Source organism: Shewanella submarina (assembly GCF_042646185.1).
Classification (GTDB): domain Bacteria; phylum Pseudomonadota; class Gammaproteobacteria; order Enterobacterales; family Shewanellaceae; genus Shewanella; species Shewanella corallii.
Genome location: NZ_JBHRTD010000018.1, coordinates 173,930 through 193,064 on the forward strand (window position 1 = coordinate 173,930; position 19,135 = coordinate 193,064).

Genomic DNA, 19,135 nt, shown 5'->3' on the forward strand with positions numbered 1-19,135 from the left:
AAGCTTGTTTTGTAGTTAATTGTTTTGTAGTTGATTTGAGATGTTAGCTGTGGTTTTTTGTGTCGATTAGGTTGGGTTGGTGAAGGTGTGTTCTATATTTTTTCTCCGTGTTTTTATTTTTAAATTAATTAATATGTTAGTTTTTATTACTAGTATGAAAATCTAATTTTCAAAGGTGTTTTTTTGAGTCTCTCTTTTATGATTTTTTTGACTTGAATCCACTAATCATCTTTCATAACATGGCTCCACTAGAGAACGTTGCAAAACTTATTCATAGTTGTAGTTGTTGTGGTCGTTTTAAGTGAGTAACTGACCTAGTTACAAAGCCCTGAATTGGGCATCAATTTAAATAAGGATATTGTGAAATGAAAAACTTAATGGTTTCTGTGAAAAATGCCATTGGCATGCGTGCTTCAGCTTCAGATGGAGTTTCAAGTTGGGGTTGTGGTGGACGTGGTGACATTATGTGGCGTTGGTACCTTTACCACTCTATGTAAGTCAAACAAGACAGATCAACAGAATTGTTGATCTGTCTTTTTGTTTCTATTTTACCTCTCCAATGAGGATATACTCCTCTCCTCTCATGAAGGGATTCTCATGAGTTTATCAGCTCTACCACCTCATATTCAGGCATTGCTGGCTCGCATCCGTGCAGGCGAACGCAACATACGTTTTTCTGACCAGCAGTATGGGGCTTTTGATGCCGATGCTGCACGGGGACTTAATCAGGCCAATTACGCTGATTTGACTATGCCTCCAAGAGTGTCAGATATACTGTTACACCGTTCTTCCCCCACTGTTTCCTGGCAACAAATCAGACAGCTATGGCTTGGTCTGCTTAAAGATGCAGTGGCTGGCCCTGCTTTGGAAAGTTGGTACCAGAAGGTTGGCCGCGAGTTGACGCTGGCCAGTGGTCAAGCTGTTGACTTGGTTCAATTGATACATAAGGTTTTCGCTGAGCAAAATACAGACATAGTACTGTCTGGTTTATCTGAGCGCGATTCTTCAGTTTTACGCCGTAACCAGGCCGCGAGCCTCGCTTTCCTTCTTGAAGAGTCAGCCAGTCGGGAAACTCAACTTCAGCGTTGGCGTAGGCATTGGCGAAGTATTCAGGTTGGGAATATCGTTCGAAAAACCTTGAGACAAAGAGCGGCAGGTAAAGCCAGTCGTCAACAAGATATGACTGACAGTTTGATCGAATTGTTGCCAGAGCTGGGGATTGGCAGAGCAGTCGATTCTGTCGTGATGGCTTTGACTGCTGTTAATGGACCTCCGGGAGCTGCCGCGGCCTGTTTGCTTTATGAATGTCAGCAGCAATCCGATTGGTTTGAGAAGGTTTGCGAAGAGTTACAGCAGATAACTGTCCACCAAATATGTGCAGACCCGCTGCGTCAAGCGCCATTGAGTCGAAGGTTTATCAAAGAGGTATTGAGACTTTGGAATGTCCCCATGCTGGTTCGACAGGTTCGTACCGATCTGGAATGGCAAGGGGAGCAAATACAAAAAGACAGCGTGCTGATGTTCAGTCCATTTTTTGTTCATCGTAATCCTGAATACTGGCCACAGCCTGATGAGTTTAACCCTGAACGCTGGCTTGCAGATAGCCCGCACGCAAGTCAGTGTCCACATACCTATGTGCCTTTTGGCTGGGCACCTAAGTCATGCGTTGGCGCTATGTTGGGCTCGACTCAACTTCTACTGTTACTGCACCTGTTCGCTACCCGGTTTCAGTGGAAATTATTAGAGCCGGATCGTCTGGATATCACTATGACAGCCTTACCTCAACCTGTCGCTTTTGACGTAGAGTTAATGGTTCGCACGTCGGCGAGTGGGCAGCTAACGAGGCCAGATATCTTGTCCCAAGGGCCACTATGCCCCTTTTCTGAGACAAAATTGGAGGAGGAGCAATCGTGAATGAAGAAAAGCTTACTTCAACTTCAGGGTGTCCTTTTCATGGCATTGAGAAAATCGCTTCCCTGTCGCAGAGTAGTAAAGAAATAAGTGCCGACCCTTTTGCTTATCTGGATCTTCAACTGCAAAGTGGCGCTGATTATATCGAATTGCCAGGGACGGAGTGGTATCTCTCGGATCCGAACCAAATGAAGCAAGTTCTGGCAAATAAAGAGGGGCTATTCCATCAGCATTCTGATTTCTTTTTTGGTGGGGCAGGGTTGATTGGGAATAGCACTTTGCAGCAGAAATTGGGGCGCGTATTGCTTAAGCGACTTCAGGAGTATTGCCTGGATACTGCTGAACTGACGACCTTGGCGCAAGGCTTGAGGAATAAGCAAACTTGTTGGCCTGATGAAGGCAATTTATTGTTTTACAGTTACTTTAAAGGGCTTTTGTTAGACGGTGGGGACTCTGAGACTCTGAGGAGGCTATTAGACAAGACTATTCCTCGGGTTGTCTTTTCGGGAGCGAAATCACGGCGCCCAACCTGGCGGAGAAAGCTATTTCAGATCAGATTTTACTGGCGAATGGCGCAAGCAATTGACCAACGTCGAGATGGGCAATTCAAGGATGCCAACGACTTGTTGAGTCTATTGGTTCGTGAAGCGGGGTCAGATCTGGACAATACTCAACTGACAGAAGTTTACCTGTCATGTTTGTTTGCTCTGACCGGCTCGTTGGGCTTTACGTTGGGCTGGAGTTTATACCAGTTGGGACAGACATTACCCAACTGTTGGGAACAGATCGACTCCAGCGATATTGTTCGGGAGTCATTGAGGTTGTGGCCAATTGCATGGAACCTCACCCGCAGCAGTAAAACGCCAATAGAGATAGCCGGACAGTCTTTATCGTCATTGGTCGTGTGCCCTTATACCGCACATCGGAATCCGAAGTTCTGGCCTGATGCAGATCAATTTATGCCACAACGTTGGGCAGATGCGAACAAAGACACGCCATTTTTAGCCTTTGGCTGGGGGGCTCATAAATGTGTAGCTGCATCTTTATCTGTAAGATTAGTGGCCTTGTTACTGGATCACATACGTCCTGCCAGTCCAACAATTCAGTTGCAGACACTTCGCCCGCTGCCTGAAGCTGCTCTGGCTCCTCCTCGCTTCATTTTATCTTTTGTACCCGGAGAGTCTGATGCAAAGCAGTGAAAATCTGGAACAATCAGATTTGACCGGAATAAAAACTCCCCGAAGGTTAAACAAACTTTGGCAGCAGATTCGGCAATTTCGCCACAGTAAGTTCGCACTATTGCTGGTTTGGCAGACTTCCAAGCCTTTATTGGTACTACTCACTATTGCCAGTTTGATTGCAGGGTTAGCACCTGTGGGAATGGCTTGGATAGGTCAATTGCTGGTAGATGAAATAGTCCAACAGCATCAAAGTGGGGGGCATTGGCAAGGGGCTGCAATGTATCTGGCGCTAGAGGGCGGTCTATTTTGCCTGATGTTAGCCGCGCAGCGAGGCATTTCATTCAGTGGAGAGCTGTTAAAGGCACAGCTTACTCAGCATGTATTGCAGCAAGTATTGGCCAAGAGTACACGTCTATCGGTTGCTCAATTGGAAGATGCTGAGTTTTACAACAAGTTAAATCGAATTCGAACAGAAGCCTTTGAAAGACCAGTTCAGCTGGTTTTACGTTTATTTCAGTATCTACAGCATTTGGTATCTCTCTTGGGGTTGGCTGGTGTGATGTGGCAATTCTCTCCCTGGCTAATTCTTTTACTTATATGTGGTGCCGTTCCTGGGTTTATTGCTGAAACTTGGTTTTCAGGTAGCGCCTTTCGTTTGTTTAACTGGCAGTCGCCAGATACTCGACGTCAATCTTATCTCGAGACTGTGCTGACTCGTGATGACCATGTGCGTGAAGTTCGTCTGTTTCAACTTGGTTCTTTAATGGTTAAACAGCACCAGGCCATATTTGAGAAACTTTACGGCGCTGATCGTGCCTTGACCACAAAAAGAGAAAGTTGGGGTGTAGTGCTAGGTTGGCTGGGAGCATTGCTATTTTATGGGTCTTATCTCTGGGTAATTTTACAAACTATTCGTGGTGAATTGACGCTGGGCCAGCTCACTATGTTCGTTATGCTATTTCGTCAGGGGCAGGCGTCATTGACGGCAATGCTGCTGACACTCAGTGGCCTGTATGAAGATAATCTTTATATTTCAACTTTGGTTGATTTCTTTGATACTCCGGAACCAGGAATGGAAGGTCATCTAGAACAGGGAGCGTCGCCAGGAAGTGGCATTGAGTTTATCAATGTCAGCTTTTGTTATCCGGGGCAACAGAAATACAGTCTAAAGCAGGTTAGTTTTACTTTGAAACCAGGTAAAACACTTGCATTGGTGGGGGAGAACGGCGCTGGAAAATCTACCTTGATTAAATTGCTCACTCGATTCTACCAGCCTGAAAGTGGCCAGATCCTGCTTGATGGAACCCCATTACATGATTGGCAGCAGGAAGCTCTTTATCGTAGGTTAGGTGTTATTTTTCAAGATTTTAACCGTTATCAGCTTCCTGTTTTTGACAATGTTGGCCTCGGAGACCCTATGGTTTGGTCTTTGGCTGCGATGACAGAGCCAGATACTGAACAACAAAAACGTGTGCAACAAGCAGCTAAGGATGGATTGGCTAATGACTTTATTCAGAGGCTTCCGGGTAAATATCAGACTCAGCTGGGCAGAATGTTTGAAGATGGCGTAGAGCTCTCTGGAGGGCAATGGCAAAAGATAGCTTTATCAAGGGCTTTTATGCGTGAAAGTGCGGATATTCTGGTATTGGATGAGCCAACTGCAGCAATGGATAGTGTTGCCGAAGCTGAGTTGTTTGACTATTTGCGAAGCACAGTAGAAAACAAAATGTTGGTTCTGATTTCACATAGATTTTCAACTGTGCGACATGCCGATTTGATTCTGGTGATAGAGGAGGGAGAAATCATCGAGAAGGGAGACCATCAACAGCTGATAGAACTTCAGGGACACTACTCGCGAATGTTCCAACTGCAAGCACAGGCATATCAATGAGTGATTAACGGATTTATTACTAGCTGTTTGGGGTGATTTCGTATTGATTGTTACTACATGAGGTCGCTGTTGATGATTTGCTCCAATAAATGAGTAAAGGAATCGGCCATCAACACCAGTCCTTCATAATTGTGATTGCGCCAGTCTCTCTCGTGAATACCGCACGATAGATACCAGATCTTGCCATAGTTCTCTGTTGTCAGATCCAGTAGCAATTTGTCGTGGGAAATAGAGTTGGTAATCACCAGCAGATGGGGAGGGATTTTTGAGTCGCCATCATCGTCGACGTCACAGGCCATTTGGGTAAAAGTAAGCACATCAATGGCGTCCCGGAACCAGTCCAGAAACTCCATCCAAACGCCATTAATCCGGATATCTACCTGTTTATCAGTCAGAATTCTGCGACCAACATGGGTCATAAACCATTTGTAGTCCTCCGGCAGACTGGTGCCCATAAAGGCTTCTATAGCGGTTATGTCGCTGTCAGCAGAGCAGTAGAGCTCTGTTGTGTCTCCATCCTCAATATCTATCGGTTCCCATTTTATTTGCGCACTCAGGTTGGCGATCTCTTCTGACATGTCCTGGTTCCCTTTCCGTCACAGACTCAAACACTCGTGATTACTCATAATTCTTGGTTAAAACCTGTGATAGTGCTATGACCCAAAGGTCTGTGATAGTGTGATTTACAAAATAATAACAAACCACAGGTAACACCATGTCCAAACAGGAATCCCAACTGATTATCCGCGAGATGGCCCCCAGAGACTTTGATGCAGTGCTGCAGCTTGGTGAGCAGGTCCATGGCGGAGGGTATATGGATACTCCTCACCTTGAACAGCTTTGGCAGGCCGGGATCTCCGGTGGTATTAATGCCAGTTTTGTGGCGTTTCGCGGGGACGATTTACTTGGGTTCAGGTTGACTGTAGCCGCGGGAAACTGGCAACCGGATGAGTGGTGCTCGCCCGAGCTCTGGGGATTAGCAGTGGATCGGGTTTGTTATTTCAAGTCCAACACTCTGTCAGAATCGGCAAGGGGTCAGGGATTGGGGGGGCGTTTGTTGCAGAAGTCTGCTGACGCAGTCAAAGGTCAGGGAGCGTTGGGTGGTGTCGCCCACCTGTGGCAGCAGAGCCCACATAATGCCGCCGTCAGGTATTTCACCAAGGCGGGAGGGCGATTAATTAAGGCCCATCCTGATCGCTGGAATCAGGCCCATGATAATCCTGACTATATCTGTACTCTGTGCGGCGATGATTGCCATTGTGTGGCTTGCGAGATGCTGCTGGAGTTCTGATCTATGTATGACCCTCTGACCAGTTCAAATCCCCAGGGGTTACCTTTAGCCAACTCTTACTGGGCCTCTACGGTTGATATTACTCCTGTAAGACCTTCCCTGAACGGTCGTCGACAAACTGATATTGCAGTGATTGGCGCGGGCTTTACCGGCTTACTCACAGCCCGTTATCTGGCGGAGGAGTATGGTCGTGAAGTCACTGTTGTTGAAGCGAACCGGGTTGGTTTCGGCGCCAGCGCACGCAATGGCGGCTTTGTGTTGAAAGGATCTGGACGTTTGGGTTTTGCCCAGATGGCCAGGCGCTGGGATCTGGACACTGCCCGAGGGATATATGACGAGTTTTCAGCGGCGGTTGCCAGAGTAAAGGGGATGATCGAGTCAGACAAGATTGCCTGTGAGCCCCAGCAACCGGGTTACTTGAAAATAGCCCATAGTCCAAAGGCGATGAAGTCACTGCAATCAGGGGCTGAGTTTATTACCGGGCAGATGGGAATGCAGGCTGAGTTTATTGAGCCGGAACGCTTTCGCCGCGAGTATTTAAACCACAGACAATCATTCGGTGCCCTGCGTCTTGAGGACGGTTTTGGACTCAATCCTTTAAAGCTGCTACAGGGCTATGCGCAGCGGGCACAGGAGTTGGGAGTGACGATTTTTGAGGACTCCACTGTGCTGAGTACGCAGCGCACCGGCAAAGGGTTCACGCTGGAGACGGCAGGTGGACAGCTTGAGGCCAACGCTGTTGTTTACGCTGGTAACGCATATACCCAGCCGACCCTGACGGCTATGCTCAGCGGGCGCGCCTTGCCTATCCTCAGCAATGTGATTGTGACCGCGCCATTGACCCCAGAGCAGCTGCAAATGGTGGGGCTGCATACGACTCAGGTCGCCATGGATACCCGTGTGCTCAAATATTATTACCGGCTGTTGCCAGACAATCGTTTGTTGTTTGGAGGCCGGGGTGCTGTGTGGGGAAAGCACGCAGATAAAGAGGTGTATGTCACCCGCTTGAAACAGGCTATGGTTAGGGCTTTCCCACCTCTGGCACAGGTTGATATCAGCTATCACTGGCATGGTTGGCTGGCGGCCTCTCTCGATGATATTCCCCATATTTACACACGGGATGGCGAAGGTTACAGCCTGGGATATTGTGGTGCCGGTGTGTCATTTTCAGCTCAGGCAGCCTGGCGTCTGGCGGGCATGCTCAATGGGGTAAAACCACCTGATTTACCCCTGTATGGCCAGCCTCTGCCCAGCTTCCCCTTTGCCCGGTTTCGGCGGTTTGGGCAGTGGGGGTTCTATCACTTTGGTCGGTTTATGGATACCCTGGGATAGACTCAGACCTCCTGGGGAGTCAGCTCTGTATCTTCATCCAGAGGCAGCAGCTTGATGTTGAACCAGGCATAGCCGGCGCTGACCAAAGGACAGATATAGTTGAAGAAGGCAAAAGGCAGATAAGCCAGGGTAGCAACTCCCAATGTACTGGCCATAAAGGCTCCGCAGGTATTCCAGGGAACCAGTGGGCTGGTAACCGTGGCGGAATCCTCCAGTGCCCGGGAGAGGTTTACCGGGGCAAGATTGGCGCGGGTGAATTCTACTCTCAACATCCTGCCGGGCAATATAATGGCGATGTACTGATCGCCGGTCACCAGGTTGGCCCCTATACCGCTTACCAGAGTGGTGATCACCAGGCTGGATGAGCTCTTCACCATGGACAGCATTCCCTGCAGCAAACGGTTCAGCAGGCCAGTTGCTTCCATCACTCCACCAAAGGCCATGGCTGCCAAAATCAACCAGACTGTGGTGACCATACTGGCCATGCCGCCACGGCTTAACAGACTGTTGAGGATAGGGTCATCGGTGTTGGCCACATAGCCATTGAACATGGCGATCCAGAGCCCTTTAATCAGCGCCATCGGCTGGCTAAGGTTATTTTCCCCTGCCAGCGCGACCGTCCCGTCAAATTGAAATAAGGCTGCACAGACTACCCCGGCCAGTGTACCCAGAATCACAGTGGGAAAAGCGGGCATCTTCCGGTAGGCCAGGTAGATAACGACCAGCAGTGGCAGCAACAGATGAGGCCCCACGTTGAACTGAGTATCGAGCAGTTGTTCTGTGGTCGCCAGGTTGGCTTCCAGCCCTGAGGTGTCCTGAGTCAGGCCAATAATCAGAAACAGTGTCATTGCGATAATAATGCTGGGAACCGTCGTCCATGCCATATGTCTGATGTGGCTGAAGATATCTGTACCTGCCACCGCAGGAGCCAGGTTGGTGGTATCGGACATGGGCGACATTTTGTCACCAAAGTAGGCGCCGCTGATGATAGCTCCGGCCGTGATCTCTATGCTGAGTCCCATTGCCTGAGCGATACCAATAAGCGCGATACCCAGAGTGCCTGCTACTGTCCAGGAGCTGCCGATGGACAAAGCAACCATGGCACACAGCAGACAACTGGCGGCATAGAAATAATCGGGGTGAAGCACCTGGATTCCGTAGTAGATCATGGCAGGTACCGTGCCGCTTAAAATCCAGGTCCCTATCAGTGAGCCTACGGTAAACAGGATCAGCAAGGCTGGCGTTGCCAGGCCGATACTGCGAACCATACCCTCTTCGATATCCTTCCACTTGTAGCCGTTTTTTATCCCCACCAACATGGCGACACAGGCAGACAGGATTAGAGCTATCTGGTTGGCTCCCCCTGAGCTGTCAAAGGAAAACAGATAGACGGCAGTAGCCAACATAGCCATAAGGGTCACTACCGGGATCATGGCATCAATCAGGCTGGGTTGTTTGACCTTGTTCATCTTTGTTGTCTCTTATTTATTGTTATTGTGTCCTGCGGGAAGGAGGCTGGCACACTATCCGGCGCATTAGGTTATGCTGACACAAGTAACAGGCAATGGTCGATAACAAATTATTTACAAGCTTGTAGGCGATCTCTGATTCGATTTATTCCTGGCTTACCGTTTAGTTTCCCTCATATAAAAAGGTTGGTTTTGGTGTCAGAAAACTGCCCTTTTGTCTGAGGGTTATTCTTTTTGGGGCTTGCTATGTTTAAAAGTTGATAACCACTACTGGTGAGCAGGTTTTTGTCATCGGTTGAGAACAATTTTCATGGAAGGAAGCTAATTATGAAGGAAGTTGCTGAACACGCGGGCAGAAATCTGGGACATGCTATCTGGAGTATCGAAGATGGTGAAACTCTTATCCCAATGTTGATCACTGTGGACAGAGATGGCAAGGCAATGATGGAGCGCCTTATTTACGAGACTGATGCCGCTTCGGCTAAAGCTCAGGGAAAACTTGATAACCCGTCTCCTGAAGATGCTGGCATTGTTTTTATAACTGACACAAATCTACAAATGGGTGAAGACAAGTCCGAGGCGCTTGTTGTTGAAATCGGCTTTATTCCATCAGATGCTGAGCAGAGAAAGTTGACTGTTGCAGTTCCTTACCGCAATGCGAAGGAAGCGGAAGGCTTTAAGATTGGCAGGTTGAAAGTTATAGGTCTTGAGGGCATCGAGCGTGAAGAGCTAGATAGTGTTATGCAAGCTTTCTTTGACGGGATTACCAGTCATCCGCAGGGAAGTGAGATTTGGAATCGTAGCCATAGTGATGCTGCGACGCATGAGTCTAATTCTAATGAAGCAGCTTCAGATAACCCTTTGGTGGGACTAATGTATTCACCTCTTCTGGTTTTTTTGTTGGTTGCTGGTGCTGACGGCAAAGTGGAGCCAAAAGAAGTTCAAAGCTTCCTGAAGGTGCTGACAGATAAAGCCGTTCTTTCCCATCCAATCCTGAATGCTATTGTGAATGGTATAGCACCGGATCTTCAGCAGCATGTTCAGGAGCTAATTCAAACTGGAGATAATTATCTGGAGCAATTGACTGAGATAGCCGAATTAGCTGATGCGAATTTTGAACAGGAAATGTCTGAATCATTTAAGTATGGGCTTTATTACATTGGGGAAAAGGTTGCATCTACCTCAAGAGGCTTTTGGGGTTTTGGTGGCAAACCCGGTAAGCCGGAAAAGGCTGCTTTAGCAGCAATAGCGGGCGTGTTGAATATCAGTCCGAAGAACTGACTTCGATAACAGGGCCACAATCAGTGGTCCTGTTTTGTTAGTGGCCAATCCGTCTGAATGGTTCGATGAAGAAGAGCTGACATTTTAAAGGGCTGCTCAATCGGAAGACTTGGTGCTTTTTATCGACAGAAGAAAACCTATTGATAAGAGCAATGTAATCGCACTGCCGATTCCCCACATCAGCATTCGGTGGCTGTGATAGAAGGCCACCAAAGGTCCCATTTCATGGGTTAGCAGGGCAGGCCCTACGCCGAAAATAATTACCCACACCAGAGTGGCTAAAGCATTGCCCAGCAGAAAGGTGCGCAGTGGCAGCTTGGCTATGCCGCAGCCGATACACAGGGATTGCTTGAGCCCCTCAACAAAGCGACTCATCAATAGCGCGGCGATACCATATTTGCCGATAAACCCGTGCAGCTTCTTTTCTGTTTCTGGTTTTACCCAGCCCTTTTCCAGCAGGACATTGCCAAACTTCAGACCGATAAAGTAACCGATACAGTTGCCGCTGAATGCCGCCAGTGCGCCCACACTCAATACCCCGGGCAGGGACATTTCGCCATTGGCGGCCAGCATACCGGACACAATAAGAAAGGACTGTCCGGGTGCTGGGACGCCAAAGCCTTCGACGGCCACGGCCAGCGCCAGAATAAACAGGCCATATTGATGCAGGTAGGGACTGAGCTCATTGATGATATGGTGCAGGGTATCGAGCATGGTAAGGCCCCGGGAAGTGTTGTGTCTGAAAATACGATAAGGCAGGGAGAAAGTGTAATCCAGCCTGTTTTTCCCGGGGATTATCTTTTGTTCATTGAGCGCTGGCGACTCGGTGGCATTAGCCAGCAAGCGCAACAGACTTCGCTCGCTGGCTTGGCTCCTGCCGGGCTATTTGAGGAACTGCCGCATCTGGCCCATCGCCCGCTGCAGCTGGGTAAAGTCTGGGTCACCGGCAATGGCGTGATACTGCTTGTCCAACAGCTGATAACCGCCATTGGTTCCGCTTACCGCCAGGATGTTGCGGTTGGAAACCAGCGCATAATCCGTGTAGCTGGCCAGCAACTGGTAAGGCCGTGGTTGTGGGTTCAGCAGATCGTCTCCAGTGCTGTAATCGGATAGTGGGTTATCAAGGCCCAGATAACGGCTCAACAGAGTCGGTGCGATATCGGCGTGGCTGGTGGTTTGGGTTTCCATACCCGCCTTGATACCTGGTCCGGCTATGATCAGCGGAACCTTAATCTGGGCGTCGGTAAAGTTGGAGTTGTGGCCCCAGAAATTAAGATGGTTATCGTTCAGCTCCTGGCCATGATCCCCTGTGACTATCACCAGAGTATTGTCCCAGTCCGGACTCTGCTTAAGGCTGTCCAACACCTTGCCAACCAGAGAATCCACATAGTGGGCACTGGTCATATAGCGATTGCGCATCAGGCTGGCATCATAGTCGTTATCGAACGCCATATAGTCCACGGTTTCAGCCATAGGTTCGAACTTCACCGGGTAATCGGCCGGGAAGGTATACATATGGGGCGCGTCGTAGAACAGGAATGAGAAGGCTGGTTTGTTCTGGTCTCTGTGGGAATTCCAGTCGAGCCAGAGATCGGTAATCTCTTCATCACGGCCTGTTACCGAGTCCGCTTTGGAGCGCAGTCTCAGGTCCGGCACATTGGCAAAAACTGTCTGGTCAAACTCAGGTTTTTGCAGGTGCGCTGACGCGAAAATCCCCAACTGGTAGTCTCGCTGTTGCAGTACGTCCATCAGAACCGGACTGCGACGGTTGGCGTAGAAACTTTGCCAATAGGTTGCCGGCATGCCGTAGAAGAGGCCAAAAATGCCGGCACGAGTGGCGTTGCCGGTAGACAGATGATTGTCGAACTGACGGGCCTGCTGAGCGAACTGCCAGATATTGGGCGAGTATGCTTTGGTCATGGCGTCCCAGCGCCAGGAGTCCACCACTATCATCACAATATTGACAGGCCTGGTCTGTTGCTCAAGTTGCAGCGGGGTTTTGGGGTAATCCAGTGTGCCGCCGTTTTTCAGTTGCATCTGTTTCTGCCGGGCCAGCTTTTCTTCGTCCAGCCAACCCCATTTACGCATCAGGCTGTTGGCCGTCGCCGGATAGAAGAGTGGCAGGTAACGGTTTTGAGCTGTGATGCTCTGTACCGCATTGGCTGCAGCCCAGATATGGGTGAAGTGGGTCGCCAGCAAGCAGATAAACAGCAAGGCCAGAAAACCCTTGTTCAACGGATACCTTTGCCAGTTCGCAAAGCGGGAAATCAGCAGGTAGCTGCCCGTCATTAGTGCCAATGTCATCAGGCTGCCTGCGGCTATGGTCAGCAGATTGCTGAGCGTGGGCTCCACCATGCCGCCGGACAGTATCATCTCCACCAGAACCCACTGAATATGGAATCTGTACTGAGCGAATACCTGGGTGTCGGTATACAGCGCCAACAGGGGTAGGGCAAAGGCAAGTCCGGTCAGTACAGCTCTGACTTTGAAACAACGGATAAAGACCAGAGGCAGGCACAGCAGGGACCAGAGTCCGATCAGCAATCCCATTTGCCCAAGTGTGGCGACAGTCAGGTAGCCAAGACTCAGGGCGTTTTGTCCGTCAGGCAGGTATGAAAAGTACAGGCCAGCGATCGCACTTGCCAGCAGTGACGTGATGATAAACATCACACCATGGTTAAGTATTCTGTTGCGCATGATTCAGATATTGATAAAGCCAAAAGAGGATGGCTGGGAGGGCTGGACAGCCTAAAAACGCGGCAGTTTACCTTGAAATTTGTTTATCCGGGATGATGTTTTGTTAATTTTGAGGTTTTGAATGGGATGAGCTTCAGGGCTCATCCCACTTCAGTATCAGCGGCGAACTTTAACCACGACTTTACGCACCTGTTCGCTGCCAGGAGCTGCGCCCGGCATATGAATATCTTCCGGGAAGAAGATGGCGAACATACCGGCTTTCAGGGTGACGAAGTTAGCTTGATCCAGCAGCGGCGCGCTGTGGAACTCTGCAAAATCGCGCTGGGCATTGTACTCGGTGTCCGGTGTGCGGCCAGCCAGAGGTAAGCAGCCACAAGCCTCCTCTCCGCTTACGACAAACTGTACATCAATATAGTCACGGTGGATTTCAAACGGCGCTGTGGTTCTGTCTCTTGGGGCGTAGTCATTAACTATGGCAAACACATTGTCACCATCAATATTGTGGCGGCCGATTTCAGCCTGACTGTAGTCAGTCACTGCAAGGTGCTGCAGGGCCAGGGCAATACCGGGATGCAGTGTTGCGTACTGCTCATGGTTGGCAAGGGTGTCCAGAATCATGTGTTTAACCTCAGTCTTTTGTCTGCAGGGGAGTATACGCTGATAGCCAACTGCGTAGAAGTACTGTGCCTTGCTGAAGGGGGAAACAGGACAGAGTTCACCCCGAGGGGGATTTTGTTATAGTGAGCGTCCCAAACGAAGAGGTATGAAAGTGAATTCAATCAGGTTGTTGGCAGGTCGAAAAGCGAAACAAACCATACTGGAGCAGGGGCTCAAACCTGAGCTGTTTACCCGGGTGCTGGCGGCATCGGGAGGACCTAAATGGTTGGGAATCGCCGGGCTGGACAAATACCTGTTTGGCACCTTTCTGAAAGATCTGTCTCACCCTGTAAATACTCTGGGCGCTTCGTCCGGAGCCTGGCGTCTGGCCTGTCTTGCTCAACAAGATCCTCTGGCTGCTTACGCAAGACTTGAAGATGCCTACATTGGCCAAAGATATGACACCAAACCATCACGGGCGGAAGTTGAGCGGCAAGTGCAGGGAATCATAGAGCATATTCTCGACGGCAATGGGGCAGAGCAGCTGCTGGGCAACCCTAATGTTCACAGCCATTTTATCGTCTGCCGGGGTAAGCATTTAAATCAAGTGACGCAAAGGCCTGTATTGGCTGCGGGACTGGCGCTGTCAGCCATGACCAATCTGGTAAGTCGTAATACTCTGGGCTGGCATTTTGAGCGTCTGGTGTTTGGTGTTGATAACGGGGCATCACCCTATCGGGAGCTAGCAGATCTGCCCGGTCGATTTTGCGACCTTACAGCAAACAACCTTAAGTCTGTACTGCAGGCCACCGGCAGTATTCCGCTGCTGTTACCACCGGTAACTGAGATCGCCGGGGTTGCATCCGGTCATTACTATGATGGTGGTATCACCGACTATCACTTTGACCTGGATTTGGCTCAGGCTGAAGGTCTGACGCTGTATCCTCACTTCTATCCTCATATGGCTGCAGGCTGGTTTGATAAAGGACTTAAAAGTCGACGGGCAAACATCGCCAGCGCCAACTATGACAATGCTCTGGTGCTTGCGCCATCGGCCGGGTTTATTGCCAGCCTCCCCGGCAGCAAAATACCGGACAGGGATGATTTTAAAACCCTGGATACTGACACCCGGCGCAAGTACTGGCGGCAGGCTGCGGCAATGAGTGACAGATTGGCTGATGAGTTGCACGAACTCCTGGAAACCGGCAGATACGAGTCTGCACTGGAGTCCTGAGCTGCTTGTTGGGGTGTAATAATTTTGTCTGGCAAGCTGTCTTATCTTTAGGGCTTACAAAGATAACGGCGAGTGCTAAACTAAAACTTACTGGTTAAATTTTAAGCGGTACCTCTTGCTCGCTAAGGAGGTTACTATGCGTTCTCAGGAAATGGCGTTGCTCACCCACGACGCTCTCTTGTTGCCACAGGGAAGGCTTGAAGTCCGCGTGATTGACCCTTCCAATCTGCGCGTAGTAGCCGATGTGTTTAAAGATAGATGTCAACTCGCCGTCGGCATGTTCCGTGCTGATGGTACTCCTCCCTGTTATCCCATCGCTACCCAGTGCGAGATTATCGATTTTAATCAGTTGGAAGACGACTCTCTGTCGATCGTGCTGGAGGGAAAACAGAAGGTCAAAGTGCTGTCTGGAGCGCAACAGGCCGATGGTCGTTGGATGGTCCGAACCCTGTGTTGCCCCAACTGGGTGCCTGAGCCCATCGAAGGTGAATTTGAGCTTATCAGTCAGGCGCTTGAGCAGTTTTATGAGGTTAACCCAGATCTGGCTGAGCTTTACTCCAATGTCAAACTGGATGATGCCTGCTGGGTAAGTCAGCGTTGGCTTGAAGTTTTGCCCATGTACAACAGGGATAAGATTAAGCTGCTTAACCAGCCGGATTGCCATAAGACCATGGCGTTCGTGCTTCGTCTGATCAAGGCGCATGCATAGGCCAGCATCAGAAAGACTGCTGAACCAATCCACTCCCGGGGCAGCCATAAGACCATGGCGTTCGTGCTCAGACTAATCAAAGCGCATGCATGAGCCAGGGTTAGAAAGACTGCTGAACCAATCCACTCCCGTGGCCGCCATAAAACCATGGCGTTCGCGCTCAGATTAATCAAAGCGCATCCACAGGCTTGTCGGTAATAGCTTCTATTGACAGAGCTATGGCTGACACTCATGTGTTCTGAGGGGTACAATGCCCCTCTCAGCTCTGCCTTTCACTTATATTAATGACAACAGTTCGTGCCGCTCAGCCATCCTATATTGTGCTTCCCCGTGAAGTGACAGATAAGCCTACCGTACTCAGCTTTCTGATGAGTCATTTTGCTCGTATTGGCGAAGAGGTTTGGCTGCAAAGAGTGCGGGATGGCAAGGTGCACTGGCAGGATGGCACTCTGATTGACGAAAACACAGAATATCGCCCGACTGCCAGGGTTTATTACTACCGGGAAGTGGTAGCTGAAACTCATATCCCTTTTAAAGAGCAGATACTGTATCGGGATGAAGAGATCCTGATTGTCCACAAGCCTCATTTTTTGCCTGTGACCCCCAGTGGTAATTATGTGAATGAGTGCCTGGTGCACCGCCTGCGTATCGACACAGGTATAGAAACCGTATCTCCGGCGCACCGACTGGACAGGGAAACGGCAGGCGTGATGTTGATGAGCCTGAATCCGCAAACCCGCCATCAGTACCACGACTTGTTTAAATCCAAGACCATTACCAAGGAGTATCAGGCGCTGGCCCGATTAACTCCTGAGCTGAAGCAAAAGGCAGATGCGGGGGAACTGGATTTGCCTATTCGCTGGACGGTAAAAAACCGAATGAAACCAGCCAACCCCAGCTTTCTGATGCAGGTGGTGGAGGGGGAGGCCAATACTCACTCGGAGATAGCTCTGATTGCCGTGCAAGGAGAGTTTGGCCTGTTTGAACTCAGTCCGATAACCGGCAAAACCCATCAGCTTCGAGTACATATGCTGTCACTGGGAATGCCATTGCTCAATGACAGGTTTTATCCCGAGCTGCAGCCCAAGAAAGAGGACAACTTTGAGCAACCTTTGCAGTTGCTTGCCTATCGTCTCAGATTTGAAGATCCCGTTACCGGCAAGCAGCATGACTGGCAGGTGGATGGGCTGGAGTTTCCACGGGGTTAAGCAATAACTTCCAGGATAGAGATAACGAAAAGCGCTCTGTATTGAGCAATGCTGTTCGTTTAAGAAAAGCCCCCAAGAACAAGCACTGAAAAACTTAAACCACGAAGGGCACGAAGGGCACGAAGAAAAGCAGTATTCTTTTGTGCTCGTTCAACCCCGTCCCTGGACTTGAGCCAGTTCACCGTCCTTGGTTCTCCCTCATAACCATATGACTTCGTCACATTCGCCGTGTTCTCTGCGTAGTTCGCGAAGCGAACGCTTCGTGGTCGCTGCTTTTCAATTTTTTGTCGATTGACCGTTAGCCGAGCGCCATTACTCGGGCTTGGGCAAGGCCGGACGCTCCTGACGGCTGAAGGTATGCCCAGGCGGGTCAAAACGGGTTTCAGTCATATCTCCGTGTAGTACACTGATGCTGACGGGGGCTCCACTGGCGGCAAATTCCACCATGCCCACGCCGCTTTGATTAACCAAACGCTTGCGGATATCGCCATTGGGGCGACGGCCACGAATGAGCATGCGCTTGCGCTTGGTCAGCAGATTCAGCGGTGAGAAATAGCCATACAACCAGCCATTAAACTTATCAAACCAGGGCAATAGCTTTTCCGGAAACTGGTTTTTAAACCCTGATGCGGTGATCTGATAGATCCCCGGGCTCTCACTGCGAAAGCGTACACTCACATCATAGGCAAAGGAGTAATGCACGTCGCCGGACAGGAGCACAAACTCCTGTGGCGTCTTGCGATGGGTAAAGATACTCAGCAGCGCACTGGCCGCACCCGGGTGAGCCATCCAGTTTTCCGCGTCCACCATCAAAGAGGCCCCTATGAAGGTGGCGGTACGCTGAACTGCCTCAATCAATTTAACCCCAAACATAGGGGCGGGGGAGACGATAATGACCTTATCCAGATCGATCAGCTCCTGCTGCATATCCATCAGGGCTTCCCAGTCCATCAAACCTGAAGGCTTAGCCAGGTTGGACTCACTGCGCCAGCGACGGGTGCGGGTATCCAGCACGACAATTCTTGGCGAGGTATCCAGGCTGTAGTGCCACTTTTCAAACTTGAGCAGGGCATCGATAAGTGAGTTCTGCTTTTGCTTGTCGAGCGCGTGTCCCTGCTGATTGAGCAGATCATCCAGTAAGGGGCGGATATCTTGCTCAAATCGTTTGGGTTGATTGCCAAGACCCTGAAACAGGGTGTAGCCAATCAGTGCATTGCCTATGATGCGTTTTGAAAACCTGTGACCATAGGCGGCTTCTTCCCACTTGGCGGTGAGGTTCCAGTCATCGGTAATATCATGATCGTCAAAGATCATATAGGTGGGAATATGAGCCAGCAGGCGACGCACCTGACTCAGGCCGCTTTTGAACTCCAGCAGATGTTGCCACTCTTTTTGCCATCTGGCCTGATTGGGGCGGCTGAGGCCGCTGACATTTTTAGGGATATCAATTCGATCCCATAGCTCCGGCGACCAGGTCAACAGATACAGGGCGATGATTTCGCTCAGACACACCAGGTGATTTTCACCCATGGCGGTAGTGAAAATCGGATGATTGATATACCAGTGCCACAGCGGCGTTTTGGCCGGATATTCAGTTTTTGGCAGCAGGCGTTTGTGGCGCTGATACATGGCCGCAGGTTGGTAACTGATCTGGTTGGAATTATTCAGCCCAGCCCCTTCAAAGCTCTCGGTCGGCAGGCCAAGCGCCTGAATCACTTTGCCGATGGCGTACAGCATAGGGCCGCAGATATCGTCCACATACACCTGATCACCCGTCATCATCAGCAATGAAGGGCGCTCTTGCGGTTGCACACCTGCGATTCGGGTATCTGCTGCGACCAGGGCATCGGCGCTGAAGTGGTGTGGGTTGCGGCAGGATCCATGCATCAGGTTCTGCACATCGGGCTGCACAACCAGATTGGGGTGTGCCTTGCCGGCATAGGTCAGTCCGCTTAAGCGGCCAAACAGATCGCCATGTTCGCTGTCATTCAGTTGATAGCTCACTTCAAGATTAACGGGCAGCAATTGCTGCTGCTCCAGCTGGATCAGGTACTGCCAGGCTTTGCTACCCAGCTGCACACAATGCAAATCCGCTTCGCCCAGCTGGTACGCTTTATCGCCCAGAGTCAGGGTTAGCTGTTGCATCGGACTGCTGGTCACAAACCAGAGTGTGAAGTGATTATTATCGCAATGACGCAGTACCGGGCCAGCCAGTACCAAAGGAAGCGAAGCGATGTTCAATTGGTGATCCATGTTGGAGATGACAGATAAGCTAAGGGTAAACAAGTGATTTGGTATTGAAAAGTTTTTACACTGGAGTCACGGACAAGTGCA

16 protein-coding genes are annotated in these 19,135 nt (G+C 50.0%); 10 read left to right on the forward strand and 6 right to left on the reverse strand.

The genetic code is table 11. The features are described from left to right. Positions 1 to 365 precede the first annotated feature (365 nt). From ACFOE0_RS17885 to ACFOE0_RS17900, 4 genes are all read left to right on the forward strand, one after another. The gene (locus tag ACFOE0_RS17885; protein WP_283106298.1) at positions 366 to 497 is read left to right on the forward strand and encodes a hypothetical protein; all 132 of its coding nucleotides are present in this window, start codon (positions 366 to 368) and stop codon (positions 495 to 497) included. 100 nt (positions 498 to 597) lie between these two features. Continuing rightward, positions 598 to 1,914 (forward strand): cytochrome P450, encoded by a 1,317-nt coding sequence (locus tag ACFOE0_RS17890; RefSeq protein WP_248933973.1) that lies wholly within the window; start codon positions 598 to 600, stop codon positions 1,912 to 1,914. Next, positions 1,911 to 3,110 (forward strand): cytochrome P450, encoded by a 1,200-nt coding sequence (locus ACFOE0_RS17895; RefSeq protein ID WP_248933974.1) that lies wholly within the window; start codon positions 1,911 to 1,913, stop codon positions 3,108 to 3,110. The genes ACFOE0_RS17890 and ACFOE0_RS17895 overlap by 4 nt, the downstream gene beginning before the upstream one ends. After that, positions 3,097 to 4,983, forward strand: a complete 1,887-nt coding sequence (locus tag ACFOE0_RS17900) for an ABC transporter ATP-binding protein (RefSeq protein ID WP_248933975.1) — start codon at positions 3,097 to 3,099, stop codon at positions 4,981 to 4,983. The genes ACFOE0_RS17895 and ACFOE0_RS17900 overlap by 14 nt, the downstream gene beginning before the upstream one ends. Before the next feature lie 53 nt (positions 4,984 to 5,036). Here ACFOE0_RS17900 and ACFOE0_RS17905 read toward each other — a convergent pair whose 3' ends face one another. Next, on the reverse strand, positions 5,037 to 5,561 hold the full coding sequence (locus tag ACFOE0_RS17905; protein ID WP_248933976.1) for an SMI1/KNR4 family protein: 525 nt from the start codon (positions 5,559 to 5,561) through the stop codon (positions 5,037 to 5,039). A 137-nt stretch (positions 5,562 to 5,698) separates the two neighbouring features. Between ACFOE0_RS17905 and ACFOE0_RS17910 the strand changes: the two genes are divergently transcribed. Then, positions 5,699 to 6,274, forward strand: coding sequence for a GNAT family N-acetyltransferase (locus ACFOE0_RS17910; protein ID WP_248933978.1), 576 nt, complete (start codon positions 5,699 to 5,701; stop codon positions 6,272 to 6,274). A gap of 3 nt (positions 6,275 to 6,277) precedes the next feature. Further along, a complete protein-coding gene (locus ACFOE0_RS17915) occupies positions 6,278 to 7,606 on the forward strand; it encodes an NAD(P)/FAD-dependent oxidoreductase (protein WP_248933980.1) in 1,329 nt (442 codons plus the stop codon). Positions 7,607 to 7,608: 2 nt separating this feature from the next. Here the strand turns inward: ACFOE0_RS17915 and nhaC are convergent, their stop codons facing one another. Continuing rightward, positions 7,609 to 9,075 (reverse strand): Na+/H+ antiporter NhaC, encoded by a 1,467-nt coding sequence (nhaC, locus tag ACFOE0_RS17920; RefSeq protein WP_248933981.1) that lies wholly within the window; start codon positions 9,073 to 9,075, stop codon positions 7,609 to 7,611. Positions 9,076 to 9,402: 327 nt separating this feature from the next. Between nhaC and ACFOE0_RS17925 the strand changes: the two genes are divergently transcribed. Then, on the forward strand, positions 9,403 to 10,356 hold the full coding sequence (locus ACFOE0_RS17925) for a hypothetical protein (protein WP_248933982.1): 954 nt from the start codon (positions 9,403 to 9,405) through the stop codon (positions 10,354 to 10,356). 96 nt (positions 10,357 to 10,452) lie between these two features. On the opposite strand, the gene ACFOE0_RS17930 is transcribed toward ACFOE0_RS17925, so the two are convergent. From ACFOE0_RS17930 to ACFOE0_RS17940, 3 genes are all read right to left on the reverse strand, one after another. After that, complete coding sequence (locus ACFOE0_RS17930) at positions 10,453 to 11,070, reverse strand: DedA family protein (RefSeq protein ID WP_248933984.1); 618 nt, start codon at positions 11,068 to 11,070, stop codon at positions 10,453 to 10,455. Positions 11,071 to 11,238: 168 nt separating this feature from the next. Then, positions 11,239 to 13,053: a DUF3413 domain-containing protein gene (locus ACFOE0_RS17935; RefSeq protein ID WP_248933986.1), complete on the reverse strand. Its 1,815-nt coding sequence runs from the start codon at positions 13,051 to 13,053 to the stop codon at positions 11,239 to 11,241. A 156-nt stretch (positions 13,054 to 13,209) separates the two neighbouring features. Further along, positions 13,210 to 13,671, reverse strand: a complete 462-nt coding sequence (locus tag ACFOE0_RS17940) for a YhcH/YjgK/YiaL family protein (RefSeq protein ID WP_248933988.1) — start codon at positions 13,669 to 13,671, stop codon at positions 13,210 to 13,212. Between the two features lie 151 nt (positions 13,672 to 13,822). Between ACFOE0_RS17940 and ACFOE0_RS17945 the strand changes: the two genes are divergently transcribed. The 3 genes from ACFOE0_RS17945 (at position 13,823) to ACFOE0_RS17955 (ending at position 16,801) form a co-directional block, all read left to right on the forward strand. Continuing rightward, the gene (locus ACFOE0_RS17945; protein WP_248934743.1) at positions 13,823 to 14,884 is read left to right on the forward strand and encodes an alpha/beta hydrolase; all 1,062 of its coding nucleotides are present in this window, start codon (positions 13,823 to 13,825) and stop codon (positions 14,882 to 14,884) included. A 136-nt stretch (positions 14,885 to 15,020) separates the two neighbouring features. Continuing rightward, positions 15,021 to 15,593 (forward strand): LON peptidase substrate-binding domain-containing protein, encoded by a 573-nt coding sequence (locus ACFOE0_RS17950; RefSeq protein WP_115137417.1) that lies wholly within the window; start codon positions 15,021 to 15,023, stop codon positions 15,591 to 15,593. Between the two features lie 284 nt (positions 15,594 to 15,877). Then, positions 15,878 to 16,801 (forward strand): pseudouridine synthase, encoded by a 924-nt coding sequence (locus ACFOE0_RS17955; protein WP_248933989.1) that lies wholly within the window; start codon positions 15,878 to 15,880, stop codon positions 16,799 to 16,801. A 312-nt stretch (positions 16,802 to 17,113) separates the two neighbouring features. On the opposite strand, the gene ACFOE0_RS17960 is transcribed toward ACFOE0_RS17955, so the two are convergent. Then, positions 17,114 to 19,054 carry an alkaline phosphatase family protein gene (locus ACFOE0_RS17960; protein WP_248933990.1) on the reverse strand — a complete coding sequence of 647 codons (1,941 nt, stop codon included), beginning with the start codon at positions 19,052 to 19,054 and terminating at the stop codon, positions 17,114 to 17,116. Between the last annotated feature and the right edge of the window lie 81 nt (positions 19,055 to 19,135).

Excerpts from the sequence above, each read along its gene's own strand:
- ACFOE0_RS17885 (WP_283106298.1), top strand. The coding sequence starts at position 366 with ATGAAAAACTTAATGGTTTCTGTGAAAAATGCCATTGGCATGCGTGCT.
- ACFOE0_RS17890 (WP_248933973.1), top strand. The coding sequence starts at position 598 with ATGAGTTTATCAGCTCTACCACCTCATATTCAGGCATTGCTGGCTCGC.
- ACFOE0_RS17900 (WP_248933975.1), top strand. The coding sequence starts at position 3,097 with ATGCAAAGCAGTGAAAATCTGGAACAATCAGATTTGACCGGAATAAAA.
- ACFOE0_RS17905 (WP_248933976.1), bottom strand. The coding sequence starts at position 5,561 with ATGTCAGAAGAGATCGCCAACCTGAGTGCGCAAATAAAATGGGAACCG.
- ACFOE0_RS17910 (WP_248933978.1), top strand. The coding sequence starts at position 5,699 with ATGTCCAAACAGGAATCCCAACTGATTATCCGCGAGATGGCCCCCAGA.
- ACFOE0_RS17915 (WP_248933980.1), top strand. The coding sequence starts at position 6,278 with ATGTATGACCCTCTGACCAGTTCAAATCCCCAGGGGTTACCTTTAGCC.
- nhaC (WP_248933981.1), bottom strand. The coding sequence starts at position 9,075 with ATGAACAAGGTCAAACAACCCAGCCTGATTGATGCCATGATCCCGGTA.
- ACFOE0_RS17925 (WP_248933982.1), top strand. The coding sequence starts at position 9,403 with ATGAAGGAAGTTGCTGAACACGCGGGCAGAAATCTGGGACATGCTATC.
- ACFOE0_RS17930 (WP_248933984.1), bottom strand. The coding sequence starts at position 11,070 with ATGCTCGATACCCTGCACCATATCATCAATGAGCTCAGTCCCTACCTG.
- ACFOE0_RS17935 (WP_248933986.1), bottom strand. The coding sequence starts at position 13,053 with ATGCGCAACAGAATACTTAACCATGGTGTGATGTTTATCATCACGTCA.
- ACFOE0_RS17940 (WP_248933988.1), bottom strand. The coding sequence starts at position 13,671 with ATGATTCTGGACACCCTTGCCAACCATGAGCAGTACGCAACACTGCAT.
- ACFOE0_RS17950 (WP_115137417.1), top strand. The coding sequence starts at position 15,021 with ATGCGTTCTCAGGAAATGGCGTTGCTCACCCACGACGCTCTCTTGTTG.
- ACFOE0_RS17955 (WP_248933989.1), top strand. The coding sequence starts at position 15,878 with ATGACAACAGTTCGTGCCGCTCAGCCATCCTATATTGTGCTTCCCCGT.
- ACFOE0_RS17960 (WP_248933990.1), bottom strand. The coding sequence starts at position 19,054 with ATGGATCACCAATTGAACATCGCTTCGCTTCCTTTGGTACTGGCTGGC.